This is a genomic window from Endozoicomonas sp. ALD068, assembly GCF_049310145.1.
Classification (GTDB): domain Bacteria; phylum Pseudomonadota; class Gammaproteobacteria; order Pseudomonadales; family Endozoicomonadaceae; genus Endozoicomonas_A.
The window spans coordinates 2,599,329-2,621,732 of record NZ_JBLYNU010000004.1 but is presented as its reverse complement, the minus strand read 5'-3'; the positions used below and the strand labels follow the sequence as shown (position 1 = coordinate 2,621,732).

Annotated in this window: 18 protein-coding genes; 11 read left to right on the top strand and 7 right to left on the bottom strand. The window is 48.4% G+C overall.

The window, feature by feature from the left end; genetic code table 11:
* The first annotated feature begins 131 nt into the window (after positions 1 to 131).
* From ACO6V5_RS09005 to sthA, 7 genes are all read left to right on the top strand, one after another.
* Positions 132 to 1,532, top strand: a complete 1,401-nt coding sequence (locus ACO6V5_RS09005; RefSeq protein WP_422411277.1) for a hypothetical protein — start codon at positions 132 to 134, stop codon at positions 1,530 to 1,532.
* Between the two features lie 285 nt (positions 1,533 to 1,817).
* Positions 1,818 to 3,260, top strand: coding sequence for a hypothetical protein (locus ACO6V5_RS09000; RefSeq protein ID WP_422411279.1), 1,443 nt, complete (start codon positions 1,818 to 1,820; stop codon positions 3,258 to 3,260).
* A gap of 45 nt (positions 3,261 to 3,305) precedes the next feature.
* Positions 3,306 to 4,112, top strand: a complete 807-nt coding sequence (locus tag ACO6V5_RS08995; protein WP_422137745.1) for a hypothetical protein — start codon at positions 3,306 to 3,308, stop codon at positions 4,110 to 4,112.
* Positions 4,113 to 4,226: 114 nt separating this feature from the next.
* On the top strand, positions 4,227 to 5,699 hold the full coding sequence (locus ACO6V5_RS08990) for a carotenoid oxygenase family protein (RefSeq protein ID WP_422411282.1): 1,473 nt from the start codon (positions 4,227 to 4,229) through the stop codon (positions 5,697 to 5,699).
* A 277-nt stretch (positions 5,700 to 5,976) separates the two neighbouring features.
* On the top strand, positions 5,977 to 7,098 hold the full coding sequence (locus ACO6V5_RS08985; RefSeq protein ID WP_422133381.1) for an FAD:protein FMN transferase: 1,122 nt from the start codon (positions 5,977 to 5,979) through the stop codon (positions 7,096 to 7,098).
* Positions 7,099 to 7,250: 152 nt separating this feature from the next.
* A complete protein-coding gene (nqrM, locus tag ACO6V5_RS08980; protein ID WP_422133382.1) occupies positions 7,251 to 7,496 on the top strand; it encodes a (Na+)-NQR maturation NqrM in 246 nt (81 codons plus the stop codon).
* Positions 7,497 to 7,744: 248 nt separating this feature from the next.
* Positions 7,745 to 9,139, top strand: a complete 1,395-nt coding sequence (sthA, locus tag ACO6V5_RS08975; RefSeq protein WP_422133383.1) for a Si-specific NAD(P)(+) transhydrogenase — start codon at positions 7,745 to 7,747, stop codon at positions 9,137 to 9,139.
* A gap of 209 nt (positions 9,140 to 9,348) precedes the next feature.
* Here the strand turns inward: sthA and ACO6V5_RS08970 are convergent, their stop codons facing one another.
* The 3 genes from ACO6V5_RS08970 to ACO6V5_RS08960 all read right to left on the bottom strand — a co-directional run bounded on the left by ACO6V5_RS08970 (position 9,349) and on the right by ACO6V5_RS08960 (position 12,250).
* Positions 9,349 to 10,155, bottom strand: a complete 807-nt coding sequence (locus tag ACO6V5_RS08970; protein WP_422133384.1) for an ion transporter — start codon at positions 10,153 to 10,155, stop codon at positions 9,349 to 9,351.
* A 183-nt stretch (positions 10,156 to 10,338) separates the two neighbouring features.
* Positions 10,339 to 11,622 (bottom strand): cytosine deaminase, encoded by a 1,284-nt coding sequence (codA, locus tag ACO6V5_RS08965; RefSeq protein ID WP_422137747.1) that lies wholly within the window; start codon positions 11,620 to 11,622, stop codon positions 10,339 to 10,341.
* A 229-nt stretch (positions 11,623 to 11,851) separates the two neighbouring features.
* Positions 11,852 to 12,250: an RING finger domain-containing protein gene (locus tag ACO6V5_RS08960; protein WP_422411286.1), complete on the bottom strand. Its 399-nt coding sequence runs from the start codon at positions 12,248 to 12,250 to the stop codon at positions 11,852 to 11,854.
* 653 nt (positions 12,251 to 12,903) lie between these two features.
* On the opposite strand from ACO6V5_RS08960, the gene ACO6V5_RS08955 reads away from it, so the two are divergent.
* A complete protein-coding gene (locus tag ACO6V5_RS08955; RefSeq protein ID WP_422442386.1) occupies positions 12,904 to 13,071 on the top strand; it encodes a hypothetical protein in 168 nt (55 codons plus the stop codon).
* 226 nt (positions 13,072 to 13,297) lie between these two features.
* Here the strand turns inward: ACO6V5_RS08955 and ACO6V5_RS08950 are convergent, their stop codons facing one another.
* On the bottom strand, positions 13,298 to 15,586 hold the full coding sequence (locus tag ACO6V5_RS08950) for an RING finger domain-containing protein (RefSeq protein ID WP_422411292.1): 2,289 nt from the start codon (positions 15,584 to 15,586) through the stop codon (positions 13,298 to 13,300).
* A 273-nt stretch (positions 15,587 to 15,859) separates the two neighbouring features.
* Here ACO6V5_RS08950 and ACO6V5_RS08945 point away from each other — a divergent pair, with 273 nt between their 5' ends.
* Entirely contained in the window at positions 15,860 to 16,771 is a 912-nt protein-coding gene (locus tag ACO6V5_RS08945; protein ID WP_422133389.1) for a patatin-like phospholipase family protein, read from the top strand.
* 70 nt (positions 16,772 to 16,841) lie between these two features.
* Here the strand turns inward: ACO6V5_RS08945 and ACO6V5_RS08940 are convergent, their stop codons facing one another.
* Positions 16,842 to 17,402, bottom strand: a complete 561-nt coding sequence (locus tag ACO6V5_RS08940) for a Smr/MutS family protein (RefSeq protein WP_422133390.1) — start codon at positions 17,400 to 17,402, stop codon at positions 16,842 to 16,844.
* A 206-nt stretch (positions 17,403 to 17,608) separates the two neighbouring features.
* On the opposite strand from ACO6V5_RS08940, the gene prmB reads away from it, so the two are divergent.
* Positions 17,609 to 18,613, top strand: a complete 1,005-nt coding sequence (prmB, locus tag ACO6V5_RS08935; protein ID WP_422133391.1) for a 50S ribosomal protein L3 N(5)-glutamine methyltransferase — start codon at positions 17,609 to 17,611, stop codon at positions 18,611 to 18,613.
* Between the two features lie 90 nt (positions 18,614 to 18,703).
* On the top strand, positions 18,704 to 19,798 hold the full coding sequence (gene aroC, locus ACO6V5_RS08930; RefSeq protein WP_422133392.1) for a chorismate synthase: 1,095 nt from the start codon (positions 18,704 to 18,706) through the stop codon (positions 19,796 to 19,798).
* A 71-nt stretch (positions 19,799 to 19,869) separates the two neighbouring features.
* On the opposite strand, the gene ACO6V5_RS08925 is transcribed toward aroC, so the two are convergent.
* Together ACO6V5_RS08925 and ACO6V5_RS08920 are read right to left on the bottom strand one after the other, a co-directional pair.
* Positions 19,870 to 20,379, bottom strand: a complete 510-nt coding sequence (locus ACO6V5_RS08925) for a phosphoribosyltransferase (protein WP_422137751.1) — start codon at positions 20,377 to 20,379, stop codon at positions 19,870 to 19,872.
* A gap of 153 nt (positions 20,380 to 20,532) precedes the next feature.
* Positions 20,533 to 22,338: an AMP-dependent synthetase/ligase gene (locus tag ACO6V5_RS08920; RefSeq protein WP_422137752.1), complete on the bottom strand. Its 1,806-nt coding sequence runs from the start codon at positions 22,336 to 22,338 to the stop codon at positions 20,533 to 20,535.
* Between the last annotated feature and the right edge of the window lie 66 nt (positions 22,339 to 22,404).

Below are 22,404 nucleotides of genomic sequence, written 5' to 3'. Positions count from 1 at the left end.
AAAGGCCAAGCACTTATGGCTTCATTCATCGCCCTGATTTCGAGGTTTTTATGATTCGGACTCTTAAGGCCCTGTTGTTTTCATCTGTCACGCTGCTTTGCTCACCGAATTCACAAGCTAAGGAAACATTGGTGTTTCAGCTTGGAGCGGTCAACAGCGACGGTAACGCAGTTGTTATCGAAAGCAGGCCTGGCAGCAAGGCTTGGAAAACGGTTTTTAATGACAATCTTCCCGGTTGTCTGATGAATGAATTTACCAATATTCCCCTGACCAGCAAAACTATGGCTCATCGTTACAGTCTGAGCTCTTTTCACATGCCTCTGGGAAACAACCGGTTTGCTTTTGGTTGTTCTAACGGTTTGGTGTTTGTTGGGGGCGAAGGAGAGGAGCCTTTCTCGGTAAATTCTCCATCTCCTAATCTTGGTTACTTCAATTTATCCTATGCCAACTCGCCTGTTTATCTCGCCTACAGTGCCGAATTTAATCAGCGCTACAAGAAAAACTGGTTGTTTGCCGCCCAGCATGGACACCTGTTTATTATCGATATCGACAAGTGGCAGCTGGTTAGGTTTCCGCACTGGATAGAAGGAAACTACCTCTCTATGTGGGATTTCCGCATGGGTGTTGATTACTCTATGCCCATGACCGGGCTGGATATCTACCAGGACAAAAAAGGGACTTTCCATGTGTTGGGTGTCATGCAAAGAAATCTGAAGAAAAAAAAGCGTTATTATTCCAGAGCACTCCTGCAACATGTAACGCTCGAAGATGGAATCCCTTACAGCTATTGGGATGATATTGACGATGAATCGATCAACAGGGCAGGAGATGGTCTGTTACAGTTTGGTGAAACCCTGTTTATAGCAGATAAAGAAAATGGGATACACCACCCTGGTACGAATACCTCTTTAAGAGGAGACCTCAGTGGCCTCAATGTTGACCCTTATACCCGGGCAATGGTGCTAAGGGGCAGGCATCATCAGCTGGTTATTGTTCGATACCCTGAAGAACCCGTAAACGTGCCTTATATCGGTGCTTGGGGAAAATTGGTGAGCTCAAAAAAACTGGATGGCAAAGAGCCTCCATTGCTTAAAGATGGTTATTCCAAGACATTCAGAGTCAACCATGACTTTCAGTATGATTCTGATCTACTGACGGTCACTGAAGATAAGAAGAAACACTATGCGCATCACCATATGATCAGTATGAAAAAAGGCATTATCTTTTCTGCAGAAGCAGACTCCGAAGGTTTTGGGCAGTACGTCTATCAATGCGATACCGGTCTGACCTCTGGAGAAGCCTGGAAAAAAGGTGCTTGGATAGAGCCCAGGCAATGCAATTGGGAAAAAGCTTCTGCCAGATTCACCCGGCCCGACAAGCTGGAGGGGCTGAACTATCGATTAACCGGATTGAACTACTACCATTCCTTCACGGCCCGAGTGATGGACGAAATCCATTTCTTCAGCGATCGGGTGGAGGACGAAACGGGCGTTATTTATCCCAATGATCCTAAGCCAAGAGATGAACTCTAACAGGACTCCCCGAAAAGGGCAGGGGCGCCCACACCCTATGAGCTATGAACATGAACTGCTGGCTACCGGGTTGTTGGGCAAGAAGGTGGTGTCCTGCAAAACGACGGTCTGTGCCCGATCAGCCTGACCTGCCTTTCTTAACTTTTGCAGTGTGTGGCCTATTTAGCCCGCTCGTCTAAAATTGTCGGTTTCATTGAACCCTTGGCAATTTACTGAGTCAAAACTCATAGAGGCCATTTATTTGTGGTTAGGTACTTACATTATTACCCTGATAAGGAGGTTTGTATGATCCGGACACTTAAAGCTCTGTTGTTGTCGTCTGTCACGCTGGTATCCTCACTGAATTCACATGCTGAGGAAACCCTGGTATTTCAGCTTGGAGCTGTCAATAGTGACGGTAATGCAGTTGTTATCGAAAGCAGGCCAGGCAGCAAGGCCTGGAAAACGGTTTTTAATGGTAACCTTCCCGGTTGTCTTATGAATGAATTTACCAATATCCCTCTAACCGGAAAAACCATGGCTCATCATCACAGTCTGAGTTCATTCCATAAGCCTCTGGGAAATAACCGGTTTGCTTTTGGTTGTTCCAACGGTTTGGTATTTGTTGGGGGCGAAGGAGAGGAGTCTTTCTCAATCGATTCTCCATCACCAAATCTTGGTTTCTTCAATTTATCCTATGCCAACTCGCCTGTTTATCTGGCGCATAGTGCTGAATTTAACCAGCGCTATAAGAAAAACTGGTTGTTTGCCGCTCAGCATGGACATCTGTTTATCATCGATATTGACAAGAAAGAGCTGGTGACAGTACCGGGCTGGGAACACCGAACCTACCTTCCAATGGAAGATTTCCGCAAGGGGGTTGATCACTCCAAACCCATGACCGGGCTGGATATTTACCAGGATAATGAAGGAACTTTCCATGTACTGGGTATCATGCAAAGAAATCTGAAGAAAGCTGAGAGTTATTACTCCAGAGCGCTCCTGCAAAGTGTCAACCTCAATAATGGCAAGCCTGCCAGCCGTTGGGATGATATAAAAGATGAACCGATCAATGCGAAAGGGGATGGTCTCTTACAGTTCGGCGAAACCAACTATATAACGAGCGATATGTTAGAAATACACGCTCTTGTGCCTTCCACTTTGAGAGGAGACTTCAGTGGCCTTAATGTTGACCCTTACACCCGTTCAATGGTGCTCAGAGGCAAGCATCACAAGTTGGTCGTTGTTCGATACCCTGTAGAGCCCGTGAGCATGGCCTATATTGGTGCCTGGGGAAAAGCGGTGAGCTTGGAAATACTGGATGGCAAAGAACCACCGCTGCTTGAAGATGGTTATCCCAAAACATTCAGAGTGACCCACGACTTTCAGGATAAATCTGATTTACTGCCAGCCACTAAAGAGAAGAAGCGTTATGCGCATCATCATATGATCAGCATGAAAAAGGGCATTATCTATTCTGCAGAAGCGGACTTTGAAGGTTTTGGGCAGTTCGTCTATCAATGCGATACCGGTTTGACCTCTGGAGAAGCCTGGACAAAAGGTGCCTGGATAGAGCCCAGGCAATGCCAGTGGGAAAAAGCTTCTGCGCACTACACGCGGCCCGACAAGCTGGAGGGGCTGAGCTATCCATTAAACGGATTAAACTATTTTCATTCTTTTACTACCCGGTTGGTGGATGAGAAAGGCCTTGTTGATCCTAACCTCCCTGATTCAAGGGATGAACTCTAACAAGGCTGGGGGCGCTCTTATGGCCAATAGGCAATGCAATCGTACTTGCGCAAAAAAACAGGAAATATGATGAACATATCATCTAGCACAAACACTGTGTTTCGCCCCGAAAAAACCGTGAACAACAATAGTCCAGAGGAAAACAGCAACACCTCATTTGCCGGTAAAAAAACAGGCCATGCAAAAACTGTCAGGGTTTATATAAAGGATTCGTTTATACAGACACATCAGTCATTAATAAATCCCTCTATTACCAACAAAACAACCCTCCATAGCTTTGAAATCGGAGGCAGAGCTTTTGGCTCATTTTGTGATGAGGGCGCTAATGAGTACATAAGATCACTTTTTCAAGACAAAGATGACGATATTTCTTTTGTTGTCAAAGAGCAGGACGACATTGAGCGTGAATATCACCCTCCGGCTCTCTGGGGAAAACGATTTGTTCAGTGGATTTCACTAGGGGCCAATTACTGTACGACTTGCGAAGACGATAAGGATCAGCTTCCATCATGTCATCAGTTCGAACATTTCTTGCACTGCGGAGTAAAAAAATTCTCTATTAAAAACGTTATAACCTGTTACAACGAAGCAATAGTCACTGATATAAAAACAGTTAAGCCATTCAGCTATCTAAACTTGGCAGATACCTTTACACAAGAGTGGATTCATTCCACGACCTACATAGACTCCGGTTTCTGCATCGGTATGTTTGGCACAGGTGGTCCTATTGCTATCCAGACTGTTGAAAACTCTTTATTACACTGGAGCAACAAGGACTGTGAAAGCCCCAGGTCAATTACGTTACGGACTGGTTTATTGTGCGCGGGCAGTAATTTTGCAACATTCACCTGAAAGCGAGGCGACGCCTCGCTTCTCCCCTGAAAAGCGGACTCTGCAGCGCGAGATAGGTATGGGTTCCCACGCTCCTTCAGAGCCCAGTATTTCACTAGCCCGGAAAGGGGGTAAATGATGAAGATTACCCATAAGAACGAGGTCAAACACAGTCTGAAGCCCAGTTCACACCCCTATCTAAGCGGTGCCTGGACTCCCAATTTCACGGAATACACGGCCTGTGATATGGAGGTTATTGGGGAAATACCGACCGATATAGACGGCGTATATGTAAGAAATACTGAAAATCCTGTGCAGGAACCCATCGGTCATTACCACCCTTTTGATGCTGACGGCATGATTCATGCGATGTCATTTCGCGATGGAAAGGCTGAATACAGTAACCGCTTTGTTCGCACCAAGGGGTTTGTCGCCGAGCAGGAGGCCGGAGAAGCGCTTTGGGCTGGTTTTATCAATGACCACAAGATGTCGAAGCGCCCGGGGGTTGGTGCTCAGGGCAGTTCGAAAGATGGTTCATCAACGGACGTGGTGGTTCACGCAGGCAAGATCATTTCCACATTTTGGCAATGCGGTGACGGGTATCAGCTGGACCCCTATACCCTTGAACAGTTGGGCACAGTTAGCTGGGCACCCATTGATGGGATATCTGCCCATCCGAAAGTCGATGAAAAGACGGGTGAGATGCTGTTCTTCAATTATTCCAGGTATCCACCTTATCAACACTACGGTGTCGTTAATCGTGACGGCAAGTTGGTGCACTTCACACCGGTGCCGCTACCCGGTCCCCGCTTGCCCCATGACATGGCATTCTCTGAAAACTACTCGATTTTTGCCGACCTGCCACTGTTTTGGGACCCCTTGCTGCTGGAAGACAATATTCACTTCCCTTGCTATTACCCTGAGTTGCCTTCGCGATTTTCTATCATTCCCAGGTTCGGTAACGAGAAAGACATTGTTCAGTTTGAAGCAAAGCCGACTTATGTTTTGCACTGGCTTAATGCCTACGAAGAGGGTGATGAAGTTATTCTGGAAGGATATTTTCAGGAAAACCCCAATCCGGGTCCCATTCCTGGCTTGCCCAAAGGCGCTGGTAAACTGATGGCTCAGCTGGCCCTGAATCATCTTCAGCCGAAGCTGTATCGCTGGCGATTTAACCTCGTAACAGGTGAGGTTGTTGAGGGCAGGTTGGATGATCGGGATCTGGAATTCGGCACGTTTAATCAACAGTACGCTGGCCAGAAATCTCGATTCGTGTATTCCGTTTGGGGTGAGCCCGATATGTTTATTTTCTCAGGCATTGTCAAGCATGATACTCAGACCGGTGAGTCCTGGAGCCTGCCCTTTGGTGAACAGCGCTTTGGCAGTGAAGCGCCCTTTGTACCGCGTATCAACGCGAAAGATGAAGACGACGGTTACCTGGTGACCTTCATTACGGATATGAATGAAAACCGTTCGGAGTGTGTGTTGATCGATGCCAGAGATTTAGAAGCAGGAGCCCTTTGCCGCATTGTGCTTCCGCACCGTATCAGTAGTGGTACCCACGCTACCTGGGCTGACGGACCAACGATTAGATCGTATCAAAAATAGCAGGGGCTTTTGAGCCAGAGAGTGTTTTTATCTGACCGACCTGACAAAAGATCATGAACCTGACCGGAAAGACACCTGAGAGCAATCTGGAGAAGGGTATTCAGATGTGCTCCGGCTGGCAGACCAGTCAATATTGATGGTCTGGTCAGATAAGAAAGCGCTCTGGTGCTCTGTACGGATGACGATGCAACACTCCCGGTGGTACACTGCGTCCCCTTGAACGAATTCTGGAGGTGTCAGAACGGCATTTCCAGTGTCTACGGGAGAGAACAGGTTGTTGTCCAAATCCTATAAGTGGTCACTGTTGATCGGCTTAATTCTTCTGGCTGCTGGCTTTTATGCTCTGTCTTTGCGTCCTACCCTGAAGCATATAAAGGGTGAGACCATGGGCACTACCTACAGTATTACTTACGTTTCAACGCCTTTTTCCCATTCGACAGGGAGTGTTAAAAAGCAGGTGGATAGGCTGCTGGAAGAGATCAACGACAGCATGTCTACCTACCGTGAAGACTCCGAGTTGATGCAATTCAACCGCGCCGAAATCGGGAAGCCATTCAAGGCTTCCGATGAGCTGGTGGATCTTGTCGAGAGAAGTCTGGTGGTTTCCCGCATGTCGGATGGTGCCTACGATGTGACTGTGGGTCCTCTGGTAAATCTGTGGGGTTTTGGCCCTTCCGATGCCAGCAGGCAAGCCTCACAAAGTAAAGAAGAATCGTCCGGTTCCGGTGATAAAAAAGCTCCGGAATACATAGAATGGATGATCAATAATTATCCGGCTGAACTGCCTTCTGATGAAGAGATTGCTGCAGCTCAGGCTAAAGTGGGTTATCAGGCGGTTATCGCAGATACCCGAAACGATGAGCTGACCCGAACCAAAGACGTCTTTGTGGATCTCAGCTCCATTGCCAAAGGTTATGGTGTCGACAAAGTGGCTTATCTGCTCAAGTCAGAAGGCATCAACAGTTATCTGGTTGAGATTGGTGGTGAGGTCATAGTCGGTGACCCTAAACCGGATGGCTCTCTCTGGAAGTTGGGTATCCGTGGTCCAGCTATGATCGGCAGTAATCCGGCCCTGATTGTTGAGCTGGAAAACAGGGCCATGGCGACATCAGGCGACTACCTGAATTATTTTGAAGTGGATGGCCAGAAGTATTCCCATACGATCAATCCCCGAACCGGCCATCCTGAAATGGGGCGTCTGGCCGAAGTGGCTGTGATTGAGGATAATGCTGCTGAGGCTGATGCACTGGCCACCCTGTTTATGGTTTTAGGTGATAAAGAAGGTCTGAAGCTGGCCAACAGGGAGGGAATCTCAGCCTACTTCACCTATCATACTGAAAAGGGTTTTGAAGCGGTCAGCAGTGATGCATTCAAACCCTTTCTGCCAGAACAGAATTGAGTGATGACCAGGCCGATAACCCTGGCCATTGCAAACGACAGAGCACTTATTGCAGTGAAAAACTGTCATATAAAATTAACAGTGCCCGAGCGGTGCTAGATAAATAAGAGTGTTTTCTTTAGCTACGGGCCTCTTCTCAGGAGGGCAATATCATGACACTGATGCTGATTACATTTGGAATCTTTTTGCTACTGATGGCCCTGATGGCCATTGGTGTAATTGTTGCCAACAAGCCGATCAAGGGGTCCTGTGGTGGTTTGAGCACCCTTGGCCTGAAGGATGGCTGCATGATCTGTGGCGGTGGGGACAAGAACGATCCTTTCTCTGAAGGTCAGCATAGGGATATGGAGCATCTGTTTTACGATGCGACTGCCGAAAAGACTGTTAAGAAGAGTTGATTTGCTCTCTGAACGGGCTTTCTGCTCTGCAGGAAGAGTGCGAGCAATATCCGGAAAAAACCGGAGTTTCCCAATACGGATGACCGATTGTTTCTGTATTGAAGGTTAAGAGGCTGTTCCCTTAAAGTTTGTGGGCAGCCTCTGAGAAAATTAATAAAAATATGGGAGCCTTGCAGTGTCATGAACCTCTGGGCACAGAGTTCATGACCTGATGCAATGCTGCCCGGATCGCTTTGAGGGGTTAAAGGATGGGTGTAAGTCACTACGATCTGGTTGTGCTGGGTTCCGGGCCGTCGGGCGAAGGGGCGGCAATGAATGCTGTCAAGCTGGGCAAGAAGGTTGCAGTCGTTGAGCAGAATGCCTTTGTAGGTGGTAACTGTACCCATCTGGGTACCATACCTTCCAAGTCTCTGCGGCACTCAGTCAAACAGATCATGGACTTCAATACCAATCCCATGTTCCGTGAAATTGGTGAGCCCCGCTGGTTCAGTTTTCCCAAGGTTTTGAAAACGGCTGAACGCGTCATTCAGAAGCAGGTGCAGTCCCGCACCTTATATTATGCCCGAAACCGGATTGATCTTTATTTTGGCCATGCCTCCTTTGTTGACGAGCATACTATTGAGGTTCAGCAGGATAATGGCCATGTCGAAAAACTTCACGGGTCCAATATTCTGATTGCCACCGGCTCCCGTCCTTACCAGCCTGCAGATGTTAACTTCCGTCATCCACGGATTCACGACAGTGATTCTATTCTTCAGCTAACCACTACTCCACGCCGGATGATCATTTATGGAGCGGGTGTTATCGGTTCCGAGTATGCCTCCATTTTCTCTGGTCTGGGTGTGCTGGTGGATCTGGTGGATACCCGTGATCGTCTGCTCTCTTTTCTGGATAAGGAGATTTCCGATGCTCTTGGCTACCAGTTGCGGAAAATGAACGTCATTATTCGTCACAATGAAGAATACCAGAAAGTGGAAATGCTGGATGACGGCGTAGTGATGCACCTGAAATCAGGCAAGAAGCTGAAAGCGGATATTCTATTGTGGGCCAATGGCAGAACGGGCAATACTCAGGATATGGGCCTTGAACTGATAGGTCTGAAGCCGAACAGCCGCGGACAGCTGTCTGTTAATGAGAATTATCAGACAGAGATTGATCATATCTATGCAGCGGGCGATGTGATTGGCTGGCCCAGCCTGGCCAGTGCCGCTTATGATCAGGGCAGGTCCGCCGCAGGTAATATGGAAAATATCGGGCAGTGGCGTTTTGTCAACGAAGTACCGACCGGTATCTATACCATTCCGGAAATCAGCTCGCTGGGTAAAACCGAAGAAGAGTTGACAGCTGCTGCTGTGCCCTATGAAGTGGGCAAAGCTTTCTTCTCGAGGCTGGCCCGGGCCCAGATTACCGGCGAAACAGTGGGTATGCTAAAAATCCTGTTCCACCGCGAGACCGGTGAAGTGCTGGGTATCCATTGTTTTGGTGACCAGGCATCGGAGATCGTACACATCGGTCAGGCTGTGATGTCCCAAAAAGGGGAAGCTAACAATATCCGCTACTTCCTGAACACCACATTCAACTATCCCACTATGGCCGAAGCCTACCGTGTGGCTACTCTGGATGGTTTGAACCGTTTGTTCTGAGTATCTCCAACCTGCTAGCAGCCTGTCGGACTTAAGACTGTCCTACTGCGGTTGCAATAAATTGGTCTAAAAATCTCTGTTTCTTCGTCAAATAGCTCGCTATTCTCCTCAGAAACAGAGATTTTTATCCTCAATTTCTTGCAATCCTCGCTACGGACGCTTAAGTCCGACAGGCTGCCAGGCTAAACAGTCTGGCAGAGACCCGATGATTAGCTTTTCTTTTGCAGGAGGCATTTGATTTCGGTCAGCTGTTGCTGCAAATCTTCAAGGTTGGGTTGACCCTCATTCTTAATAGCTTCTTCTTCACTGCGCACCTTTTGACGCTCTTCCTCCAGAACGTTGACGACAATACCAATGATCATGTTCAGAAAGGCGAAGGTCGTGAAGAAAATAAAACTGAGATAGTAGGCCCAGCTCAGTGGGTAGACAGCCATGGTTTCATACATGACATCGGTCCAGTCTTCGAAAGTCATGACCCTGAACAGGGTCAGCATACTGATGGAGATATTACCCCAGAGTTCAGGATTGATATTCAGGAAGAAGGTGCTGCCAACAGCGGCGTAGATATAAAAAATGATGAACATCAGCAACATGACATAACCCAGTTGTGGCAGAGCTTTCAGCAGTGAGTTCAGTAGCAGTCGAAGCTCGGGGATGACAGATATCATCCGCAGTACCCGGAAAATTCTGATTAATCGACCCACAAGAGCCATCTCGGTATCGCTGACCGGGATCAGGCTGACGATCACAATCAGGGTGTCAAAGAGATTCCAGCCGGACTTGAAGAAATTCTTTTTGTTCTCTTCGCCAAAAAAGCGGATCAGTATTTCCACCAGAAAAAAGAGTGTAATACCGACGTCCAGCACGCTGATAGTGCCTTCAAGGTACGGTGGCAGCTTATAAGTCTTCGCGCCAATGACCAGGGCAGAGAAGATGATGATACTAACGACAAAGAGTTCAAATATCTTGTTGGAGCGTATGGCGTTGAAGCGAGCCTGTAAATCGCTGTTTTTCATGGTTTGGTTACGATTAAAAAGGGCGGGTTGACTGCCCCGGATGCGACTGCACCGGGCTATGTTTTAATTTTAAGGCAGTTATTCTACCGTGAATAACATTGCCTCCCCAAGAGGGAGGCAAGTATTTTTTCAGCAGGCAGATTCTAAGTATCTGCTTCTTCTGATGTCTATCAGATAAAAAGCTTATTGAGGGCAGAAAGAATAATCGATAGGGCCAGACAGCGAGTGATTAGCCCTGATGCACGACTCTGCGGGTCTGGTTTCTGCAATCAGCTGGCCGTTGCGGAAAGAGTGGGTTACCACTGACTGACGTCTGATGGCATCAAAGACGGTCTCGGAGTCCAAAACAATCAGGTTGCCGGGTTTCCCTTCTTCAATCCCGTATTGGTCGTGAATATTCAGGCATTTCGCACTGTTAGTGGTAATCAGGTCGATGCCCTGATTTATCTGATCCAGCCCTGTCATTTGACAGCCCACCAGACCTGTAAACAACACTTGTAGCATATTACAGCCCTGCATCGGGAACCATTGGTCAACAATGTCGTCCTGACCAAAGCAAGCATTTACACCGGCCTCAAGCAGTTCTGGTATACGAGTAATACCACGGCGTTTCGGGTAAGAATCCATTCGCCCCTGAAGGTTCAGGTTGGTTACCGGGTTGGCGATAAAGTGTATGCCTGACCGTTTCAGCAGCCGCATCAGCTTCACGACATAGGCGTTGTTATAGGAATGCATGGCAGTAGTATGACTGGCAGTCACACGCTGACCCATGTTGCGTTCCAGAGCCAGACAGGCAACAGTCTCGACAAATCGGGATTGTTCATCGTCTATCTCATCGCAGTGAATGTCGATCAGGCTGTCGTATTTTTCGGCAAGGTCAAAGGCGGTATTGAGAGAGTCCAGAGCATATTCACGGGTGTATTCAAAATGGGGAATAGCGCCGACGGCATCACAGCCAAGTCTCATGGCTTCTTCGAGAAGCTCTGCACCTTTAGGGAAAGATGGGATGCCTTCCTGCGGAAAGGCGACCAGCTGGATATCAATCAGATCTTTAACTTCTTCTTTCAGCTCAAGCAGAGCATGAACTGCGGTAAGACCCGGATCGGTAGTGTCAACATGACTGCGAACATGCTGCACGCCCTGACCTATATACCAGGCAAGTGCTTTTCTGGCTCGTTGCCTGACGTCGTCGTGAGTCAGGTTTTTCTTGCGCTCAGACCAGTTTTGAATCCCTTCAAAGAGGGTGCCTGTGCGATTCCAGACGGGTTCACCTGCCGTTAGACAGGTATCCAGATGGACATGAGGATCAATGAAGGGAGGGAGTGCCAGCTTACCCCCGGCGTCAAGGCTATCAGTGTCAGGCTGGCGTTGAGTACCGGCGGGAGTAACGCTCAGGATCATGCCCTGATTAAAAAGGATATCAAACAGGCCTTCCTGTTGATGTAGACGCACATTTTCAAGACGCATGATATACCTCAGCCCGCTTTTGCCGGAATAGGGCGGTTTTTTAGAATAAAGCATCACATATAAAGGCGAAATGCACCATTACCTCCAAGTCGGGCTAATGGTACAACAGTTTCCAGATAGAAAAAGAGTGGCCCGATCCCATTCATTCGTCAAAACAGGAACCACTGCGAAAACTTGAGAAAGTAGCAACCCAAGTGACCCAAGGGAATTTCACAGTGATTTCTTTTAATTAGCCGTAACGAGCGTCAACTCTGGGTGAGTTGATTGAATGTTCTGGCCAACTCAATCTCTGCTGCCTAGATAGAGTGAACTCGAAGTAGATTGGCTGATGAAGCAACAAATCTAGAAAGTTCAATGGCATGGCAGGCACTGGTTGTACTTCCCTTCCCCTGAGACTGGTTCTGCACATAGGGCAGATATTATTGTCCGATAGCCACCTCGCCAGGCAGTCTTCGTGAAACATATGGCGGCAATCTTCGAGAACCTTGACTTCCCTTCCGGCAAAGGATTCGAGACAAACAGGGCAATTGTCGGTGGGCTCTTGATAAGGTGCTGACGGACTTGGTGTGCCGGGTGGTGTGCCGGGTGGTGTGCCGGGTGGTGTGCCGGGTGGTCTGGTTCCGTTCATATCTCATACTCCTGTCTCTGATTTTTCAAATGGCTTATAGTTTTAGATCATTGTCTATGCATTTAGTTCCCTGTGCATATAAGTACCTAACCAGTTGGTTTCGCATATTCTGGACGGCGGCTTTTTCCACCCTTCTGCGTTCCAACTCTGGTTGCGTAGCTACGGCTACGCGCCCGTCGTTGCGCCTTGAAGGATGAAAAAATCCACTCGCCAGAATATGCGAAACCAACTGGCCAGGTACTTAGAAAAGCTCTTATGCTGAGAAGGTTCTAAGCAACAGACAGAGAATGTTTTTAACGCCCCGTTTTCACTGTTTAATATTTAGTCAGCCAGTAAATAAAGCACTACCAGCCCACATCAGGAGAGGCAACAAGTAATACTTTGATCTAATTGTGAGATCTGAACCAAATTCCTATTGTTAAAGTATCGAAGCTAAGTCTTATGACAAGGATGTTAGTATGATCTTGGAAAAACTTTGCGGTCAAAACTGGCCTGCCCATTTAAGAACAAACTCGGGCTGTCAGGTTAATGGCATTGCCCAGGGTGACTCAGGAAGATTCCGGGTCCGAGAGGTAAGGAGTTGTCAAGTTGAAGAGAATTTGATGCCAAAGGGCGTCTCTGACATAACATTCCGGTCCGCCACCAGAGGTTTGGTGAATATTTCTAAAAGCCTTGCTGCAGCCGCTAATTCTTGTGGAAAATTACCTGACCGAAAGGTAAAAGTAGCGGCAGTAGCTGCTGAATTCACTATTAAGTTGACAATGAAGCTGGTCGTGAAGCCACAAATTACTTCTTATTTAAAAACAGCCGTCAAACCATGATAACAAGGTCAGTGACCATCGGACTTGAAAGTGCTTTAAACGCTCTCCACCAGCTTTTGCCAAGGTGGTTGTCTGTTGCTCGAAGCGATGGCTATCTTCAGGGAAGCACTTGACTGACGACTTACGACGGTATTTATCAACCAGCGGCCTAAGTTCCCGTGCCTGCTCAGCAATGACCGGATCATTACCAGGTTCCGCACTGGTCAACCTTGCATAGATAGGGTTGTCATCTTCTGGTCAGGTTCCTCTCCCTGCCTGCACTTGTGACACCGGATACTTCACGGTGTAAAAAACTAACGTATGGCCTGAGTGCCTGTGCCTGCTCAGCAATGGCCGGATCATTGTCTCGTTCTGCACTACTCAACCTTACATAAATAGGGTTGTCATCTTCAGGCCATGTTCCTTTCCTTGCCAGCACTTGTGTCACCAGATGCTGCACAGAGTACAAATTAACCGATGGCCTGAGTGCCTGTGCCTGCTCAGCAATGGCAGGATCATTGCTATGTTCTGCACTACTCAACCTTGCATAGATAGGGTCGTCATCTTCAGGCCAGGTTCCTCTCCCATCCTGCATTTGTGACACCAGATGCTGCACAGAGTACAAATTAACCAATGTCCTGAGTGCCTGTGCCTGCTCAGCAATGGCAGGATCATTGCTGCGTTCTGCACTTCTCAACCTTGCATAGACAGGGTTGTCATCTTCAGGCCAGTTTCCTCTCCCATCCTGCATTTGTGACACCAGATGCTGCACAGAGTAAAAATTAACCAATGGCCTGAGAACCTGTGCCTGCTCAGCAATGGCTGGATCATTGCAGCGTACTGCACTTTTCAACCTTGCATGGATATGTTTGTTATCTTCAGGCCAGGTTCGTCTTCCTGCCAGCATTTCTGACACCAGATGCTGCACAGAGTACAAATTAACCAATGGCCTGAGTGCCTGTGCCTGCTCAGCAATGGCCGGATCATTGCTGCGTTCTGCACCTCTCAACCTTAAATAGATATATTCGTCATCTTCAGGCCAGGTTCCTCTCCCATCCTGCATTTGTGACACCAGATGCTGCACAGAGTGCAAATTAACCAATGGCCTGAGTGCCTGTGCCTGCAAAGCAATAGCCGGATCATTGCGACGTTCTGCACTACCCAACCTTAAATAGATATATTCGTCATCTTCAGGCCAGGTTCCTCTCCCTGCCCGCAGTTGTGACATCAGATGCTGCACAGAGTAAAAATTAACCAATGGCCTAAGTGCTCGTGCCTGCTCAGTAATGGCCGGATCATTGCTACGTATTGCACTGCTCAACCTTGCATAGGTACATTCGTCATCTTCAGGCCAGGTTCTTCTCCCTGCCTGCATTTCCGTTACAATTTGAGCAACCTCCTGGAGTGCGATACGAGCAGAGCTGACTAGTCTCTCTTGGTTGACAGTGTTTTCTTTATGGATCAAAAAACCATGTAAAACGCCCTGATCATGCCGACATTCCGGGCAGGAATTAACTGTTCGCTCATCAATTTCTGTCGTTAACCACAGTTTCAGACAGTCTACATGAAACAAATGCGAACATGACGTTTTCACCACGTCCTCAGATTCCTCAAAATTAGTCAGACATATGCTGCAAGTTCTTCCAACATATTCAACCCCTTGCGCTTCTTCAAAGCTGTTTGACGCAGACTTTGGTAGTATAAATACGGGATGCAACATAACTTTCTCTGACTGATGTATCTGCGAATAGCCGGACAAACCTTTCCCTGGAGGTTGAGCAAGCAGTTCTGAGGCATCTAACGGCATTTGGCGGAATAAGGATTTATTGTGTGCCTTTTTAATTCCATCCAAAGCCGCAGATAAATCTGTTGCCCTGACGAATTGTCGGGATTTACCGGAAGTGGTGGGATACCCATTATGAAGCCATTGTTTCAGCCACTGGCTGATCCGGGCCAAAGCTAATAGGTAGTCAAACTGCCAGTCGGGCAGATTAAAAAATCCCTTGGCAGGAATACCCGGCATAAAAGGAGGAGAAGGCGGTGGTGGGTCAAATGGAAAGCCTCCCCCTGATAATCGCAAGTTGGGTTCAGGTATTAATGCGGGCCATTCTGGCAATGCGAAGCTCATGCCGTTTTTCTCTGCTTCCTCAGAAACCTTACCTGTAGCCAGGTCACCCTCGTCACTGTCAGTTCTATCCAGTTGCAATGCAGGGCTGATGCACAAGAAGTTTCCTTGTTCCGTTGAGGGAGTTTCAATGTTATCGCGATTGAGTAGATAACAGTTGAATGAAACTTCGTCTATTGGCACCCTGCCAATGTGGGTAGCATTTGCAGCGACCAGCATTTCTTCAAACAAGGCCAGAGAGTCTTCAGGCACAAAGAAGACAAAATTTGTTATCAGATAAGCCTCCTGGTCAAGCGCCCTGTTTGTGACGATGAGCAGACGTCCTTGAAAACGGCTATCACCAAATCCACTGACTGCCAAAGAGATCAAGAGCGTCCCGATTATAAGAAAGATCACTGTTTTAATTTGCACTCAAATTTCCATCTTCCTTTAGTCAGGGCTGAGTGTAGCTCAGATTGCGGGCAGGCTAGCTTGACAGTTTCGACCATACTCATCGCAATACCTTGCCATCTCCCGGGAAAAAAACAAAAACCAGTATGAGTAAACCTGCTGTCTGGATCGAAACAGAGTGCTGGTTGACTTCAGTCATTACCGATAACTCAAAGTATCCAGACCCTATAGACCTGAGGGCTGACAGGGTTCATGCTATTGCCCAACGCAAGCAATTCAAAGGACACAAGAGCGATGACAAAAAGAGTAGCTCTGGTCTTGGGCAGTGGTGGTGCCCGGGGTTATGCCCATGTCGGGGTCATTCGGGAGCTGGAGGCCAGAGGGTACAAAATTACGGCTATAGCCGGTTCTTCCATGGGCTCACTGATCGGTGGTCTATGGGCTACGGGTAAACTGAATGAGTACTGTCAATGGGCCGAGACCCTTGATTCGTTCGAGATTATCCGTTTGCTGGATATTTCTTTGGGGCGTCCGGGCGTCATCAAGGGTGACCGTCTTTTTGAACGCATGCGCGATATTATTGGTGACTGTCGTATAGAAGATCTGCCGATTCCTTATACAGCGGTGGCTACCAGTTTGACTTATCGCAAGGAAATCTGGTTCCAGCGTGGTGATCTGGTGACGGCTATTCGTGCTTCCAGTGCCATTCCTTCTTTGTTCAGTCCGGTAGAAATACATGGTCAGGTGCTGGTAGACGGCGGTGTGCTTAATCCTTTGCCAATGGCACCTGCAGGGTCCGCTCTGGCCGATATGGTGGTGGCTGTTGATCTGTTGGGCAAACCTTTTCAGAAAAATGACGGGGCTGAAGAGAGAGAGAAGGAGAAAAAATCCATTTTTGACGGGCTTATTGACAAGTTTGTAGGTGTCAATGAGAGTAAAAAGTCTCAGGATGAACTCAGTGCTTCCATGAGCCTGATGGAAATTTCCAACCAATCCATGGAAGTGATGCAGGAGTCACTTTCCCGATATAAAATGGCGGGCTATCAGCCAGATGTCTTGGTCAATGTGCCTCGAAACATCTGTCAGTTCTACGAATTCCATCGCTTTAACGAGATCGCGGCTGTGGGCAGACAATTGGCTATTGATGCCCTGGATCAATGGGAATCCCGTCACCAGGAGGAGTCTGCCATTCTCCTGGAAGCATAAGTTTCCTCTATTTGAAAAAAACCTCAACCTATTAGTGAGGCTGAGTGCTGAAGGTGTTTGTGAAGGGTTATCAGGCTTTTCTCTTCAAAAGCACAAGAAGCGACCCGGTCCCGCCTTCTGAAGGGGGTGCTGAACAAAATGCCAGGACTTCCGGAAGCTGTCGCAGCCAGTGATTGACATGACTTTTCAGGGTGTTCTGGCGATTGGTACTGCGGTGTGATTTGCCATGGATAATTCGAACGCATTGCATGCCTTCATTACGGCAGAACAATAGAAACTCTGAAATCAGCTCTCTGGCTTCCTCGATCCTGTAACCGTGGAGATCCAGTTGATACTGGATAGGCAGTAATCCCTGGCGTAACTGGCGCATACGGGTATGTTGAATGCCTGATCTGCTGTATACCAGTTTTTGCTCTGGTTCTATAGGTTCAACCCAGGCTTCCGAAAGAGCGGCTCCGCCCGGCTTGTCTTCCATCTGAGCAGACTGCCGACGAGCTCTGAGTGTACAGTCGGGCACTTTAGTCGCTGGTTTTTTGAGCTCAGCAGAGCGATTGGTTTTCTTCAATGGCCGCACGTCCATCATGGCTTCTTTGAACAGGCCTTCCTGATCGTCGTTATCGTTTTCGGTCATGACTCTGCGCTCATTTTTAAACAGACTTAACAGGCTCCCGGTAGCCTGAAATAGAGGTATTCTAACCCTAATTGTGGTCTGACTAATACCGTGGCAGCTGTTCGGAGCCGTTTGCGGCGAAAAAGTGGTTCTTTGCCTGTGCCTGAATATGCTACCTTATGGCGGTTTTGCAGGGGAGATCCTGAAAGTGACCCAGAGGAGAGAGAGTGACTGAAATCAGTGACACGCATACCGGCAAGTCCTACAGAGCCATCAAGCCCTATGATGGTCTGGTCAGTATCCGGGACTTCATTCGCTGGGCAGCATCACGATTTAACGAAGCCGGGCTGTTTTTCGGGCATGGAAGTGATAATGCTCTGGATGAGGCTTTTCATCTGGTGTTTCAGGTGCTACAGCTGCCCTGGGAATTGCCGGAACCCTACATGGACTGCCGACTTTCCCTGAATGAGCAGGAGAGAGTGGCAGGGCTGATCGAGCGCAGAATTTCAGAACGCAAACCCTTGGCTTACCTTGTCAATCAGGCCTGGTTCTGTGGTCAACCCTATTACGTTGATGAGCGAGTGTTGGTACCTCGTTCACCGATTGCCGAGCTGATTCAGCATCAGTTTCAACCCTGGTTGATGGACATCCGGGTTGAAAGGGTGCTGGATCTTTGTTCAGGTTCCGGCTGTATTGGTATTGCTGCGGCCCATGAGTTTCCTCAAGCCACAGTCGACTTACTGGATATATCAGAAGACGCTCTGGAAGTGGCGGGTATCAATATCGACAGTCATGAGCTCTGGGGCAGGGTTCAGGCCATTCGTTCTGATCTTTTTGAAGCGATCGATCATGCTCCGGAAAAGCCAAAGTATCAGCTGATTGTCAGCAATCCACCCTACGTGGATGCTGAAGATATGGTCGATTTTCCGGATGAGTTCAGCCACGAGCCGGAGCTCGGTCTGGCAGCGGGAGAAGATGGTTTGGATATGGCCCGCGTTATTCTGGCGCGTGCCGCAGACTTTCTGGATGAAAAGGGTTTGCTGGTTCTGGAAGTAGGTAACAGTCATTGGGCCCTGAGAGATGAGTATCCTGATGTGCCGTTTATCTGGCCGGAGTTTGAGGCAGGTGGTCATGGCATCCTGATACTGGATGCCGGAAGCTGTCGTAAATATCAGCCTCTGTTTAGCAGCCGTGAGCAAAGAAAGCAGGCTGAAACAGCTATGAATGACTGAAACCTTTTTCTGGAAAAAGGTTTCACAGTAGAGCATTAAATCCCTGACGGGAGCAACGACGGACAACTGTCAGAGGAGGGGGAAGTTGAAATGGCAGGCAACAGCATAGGCCAGGTTTTCAGGGTTACGACCTTTGGTGAGTCCCATGGTATTGCCCTGGGGTGTATAGTGGATGGCTGCCCTCCGGGCATACCTCTGAGTGAGGCCGATCTGCAAAAGGATCTCGATCTGCGCAAGCCCGGTACCTCTAAATATACGACGCAGCGTCGTGAGCCGGATCAGGTCAGGATTCTGTCCGGCGTTTTTGAAGGTAAAACCACCGGCACCCCCATTGGTTTGCTTATCGAAAATGTGGATCAGCGTTCCAAAGATTATTCCAATATCATGGATCGTTTCCGTCCTGGCCATGCTGACTATACCTACACCCACAAATACGGCTTTCGTGACTACCGTGGCGGCGGACGCTCGTCTGCTCGTGAAACCGCCATGCGTGTTGCAGCCGGTGCGATTGCCCGGAAATACCTGGAAAGTCAGGGCATCGAAATTAAAGGTTATCTGTCCCAGCTGGGCACGATCAGTATCGACAAGATTGACTGGGATGAAGTTCGCAACAATCCTTTCTTCTGCCCGGATGCGGATAAAGTGCCCGCCATGGAAAAACTGATCGATGATTTGCGTCGTGATGGTAATTCTACCGGGGCCAAAGTGACCGTGATGGCTACAGGTGTGATGCCGGGACTGGGTGAACCGGTTTTTGATCGTCTGGATGCCGACCTGGCTCATTCTCTGATGAGCATTAATGCCGTCAAAGGTATTGAGATAGGCGATGGCTTCGACTCTGTAGCCCAGAAGGGAACAGAGCATCGTGATGAGTTGACGCCAGAAGGCTTCCTGTCCAATTCAGCCGGTGGTGTTCTTGGCGGTATCAGCTCAGGTCAGGATATTGTTGCCCATATTGCCCTGAAACCCACTTCCAGCATGACTGCGCCTGGCAAGAGCATCAATATGGAAGGCGAACCTGTTGAAGTGGTCACAAAGGGACGTCACGATCCCTGTGTCGGAATTCGTGCTGTACCCATTGCTGAAGCCATGATGGCTATCACCCTGATGGATCACCTGATGCGTCAACGTGCCCAGAATGCTGATGTGGTCAGTCCGGCTCCGGTTATTCAGGGTCAGGCCTGAACCGTTCCGTTCCCCGGCCCTCTGTCAGGGGTCGGGGGTTGTGTTATGAGTATTCAACGGCTTTCAGTGGCTTACTTTTTGCCAAACTGATCAATGTCTTCAGCATCCCAGGCGTAGTTAATCCAGTGGTCGTGGATGTCCTCACCAGTGAAGAAGTGGTTCAGCCTCTCTGGCAGTGTGCCTTTCTTTTCTTTCAGTTTATTGTGCACGACGAAGGCAGCAAACTCGGTTTCAGGGTGTGTGTCGTACAGATGATTCAGTGTGAACTGCAGAGTGGTTCTTTCATCATCGACCTCATCAATGACCAGAACTTTTTTACCATCCAGGTTGGTGTCTGTTTCCAGCCATTGTAGTTTGACCGGTGTCTCTGATGGCGCCGTACCTGTCTCGTCACTGTAGCGGGAGAGGGATACAATCAGAATCGGTTTGTTGATATAGGTGCGCATGATGCGTGCTGGAATCAGACCACCGCCACCAATGGCCAGGAGATAATCAGGCTCAAATCCGGAGGCTCTGATCTTTTCCGCTGAGGCGCGAATGGTGTTATGGATATCGTTATAGGTGAAATTATATTGCTCCATGAGCACTTAAACCTTTAGATGAATGAAGAGTCTTTTGACAGGCTAATAAAACTGAAGCAGGGAAGGATAGGTGATTTAATATTGATAAGCCAAGTAGGGCTTTCCACTGCAGCATTAAGAGGCCATCCGTTTTGAGAATGGCCTGCCTTGGTGTCAGGGTGACGTGACCGGTTGGTACATGGCTTCGATTTCCTTGCGGAAACGTTCCATGATAATCTTTCTGCGCAATTTCAGTGTTGGCGTGATCTCTCCCGTTTCGATGGAGAATTCACGAGGCAGCAGAGTGAATTTCTTAACCTGCTCGTACCGGGCCAGTTCTTTCTGAATGTGATCCAGGCGTTTCTGGAACATAGCCCGGATATCCGCATTGCGGATCAGATCCATTTTGTTTTCGTATTTCAGGTCAGTGCTTTTTGCATACTCTTCCAATGCTTCAAAAGCAGGTACTATCAAAGCAGAAACATAGTTTTTGGCATCAGCAATGATGGCAACCTGTTCAATAAACCGATCCTTGCCCAAAGTGCCTTCTATGTATTGAGGTGCAATATATTTGCCGTTGGACGTTTTCATCAGCTCCTTGATGCGCTCGGTGATGCGAAGCTGCCCTGTCTCATCGATCAGACCTGCATCGCCGGTTTTTAGCCAGCCATCGGCATCAAAGGCTTTGGCTGTTTCATCCGGCTTTTTGTAGTAGCCGCGCATGACGGTTGGGCCTTTCACCAGTATCTCGCCTTCCTGCCCGATTTTAACCTGAGTGCCGGGGAGCGGTGAGCCGCAGCTGCCAAACTGGTAACCCGTATCGCGAAAGCAGGTAACAGTTGCCGTGGTTTCAGTCATGCCATAACCCACTTTGACATTGATGCCAAGGGCATGGAAAAAACGGTTGATTTCGTCATCCAGCCGGGCACCACCACAGGGCATGAAACGGATACGCCCTCCCAGCTTTTCTTTGATTTTGCTGAACACCATTCTGTCAGCCAGCTGGTTCAGGCTTGTCAGATAACCGGGTACTGTCTTGCCCTGGCGCTTCAATTCCATGGTGGTGAGACCGACTTTCATAGCCGTCTTGAAAATAAAGCGCTTAAGCGGAGAGCCCTTTTGTACCATGGTGTTCACGCCGGTATAAATCTTCTCGTAGAAGCGTGGTACTGCACAGACCACCGTTGGCTTCAGTGTGGGCAATATTTCTGCAATTTTGGTCGGATCTTTCAGGTAGCAGTTAACAGCGCCCCGGGTCAGAACGTAATAACTCCAGGCCCTTTCAAAAATATGGCTCAGAGGCAAAAACGCTATGGATACATCGGTATGGTCAATATGAATCAGAAGATCATGTGACTCAAACGATGCACCGATGCTGTTGTAATCGAGCATAACGCCTTTTGGTTGACCGGTGGTGCCCGAGGTATAGATCAGGGTGTAGAGGTCGTCCAGAGCCTGATTTTTCAGGCGTTCTGTCAATAATTCGGACTCAGTGGGAGCACTGGCCATAAAATCACTGAAATACAGTGCTTTATCGCAGCCTTTCAGGTTAGTCCGGGAGTCAAATACAATAACTTTCTCCAGACATTCACAATGGTCCAGAAGCTTCAGCGCGCTATCGAACTGCTCCTGTTCGCCGACAAACAAAATGGAAATTCCGGCATCTTCAATAATGTAGCGAGCCTGCTCAGCGGTATTGGTTGGGTAAATGGGCACAGTGACGCAGCGAGTCTGCAAAATGCCAAGGTCTGCAATAGTCCATTCGGGAAGGTTCTGTGACCAGATCCCGATATTAGTCTGAATCGGCAGATTGTCTGTTAGCAGAGAGCGGGAAACGCAATCGATCTTTTCTCCGAGCTGCTGCCAGTTCATGGATTGCCATTGATGATTTTCAGAGAAACGAATAGCCGTTTGACGGGAATGGTTATTTGAGCGCTGACGAATCAGGCTGACAAGGTGCGACGGAGGATTATCATTCATTGGCAAGCAATATACATATTATAGAAGTGACTGTTTTCTCGGTTCAAAAAACGACACTTTCTGCTT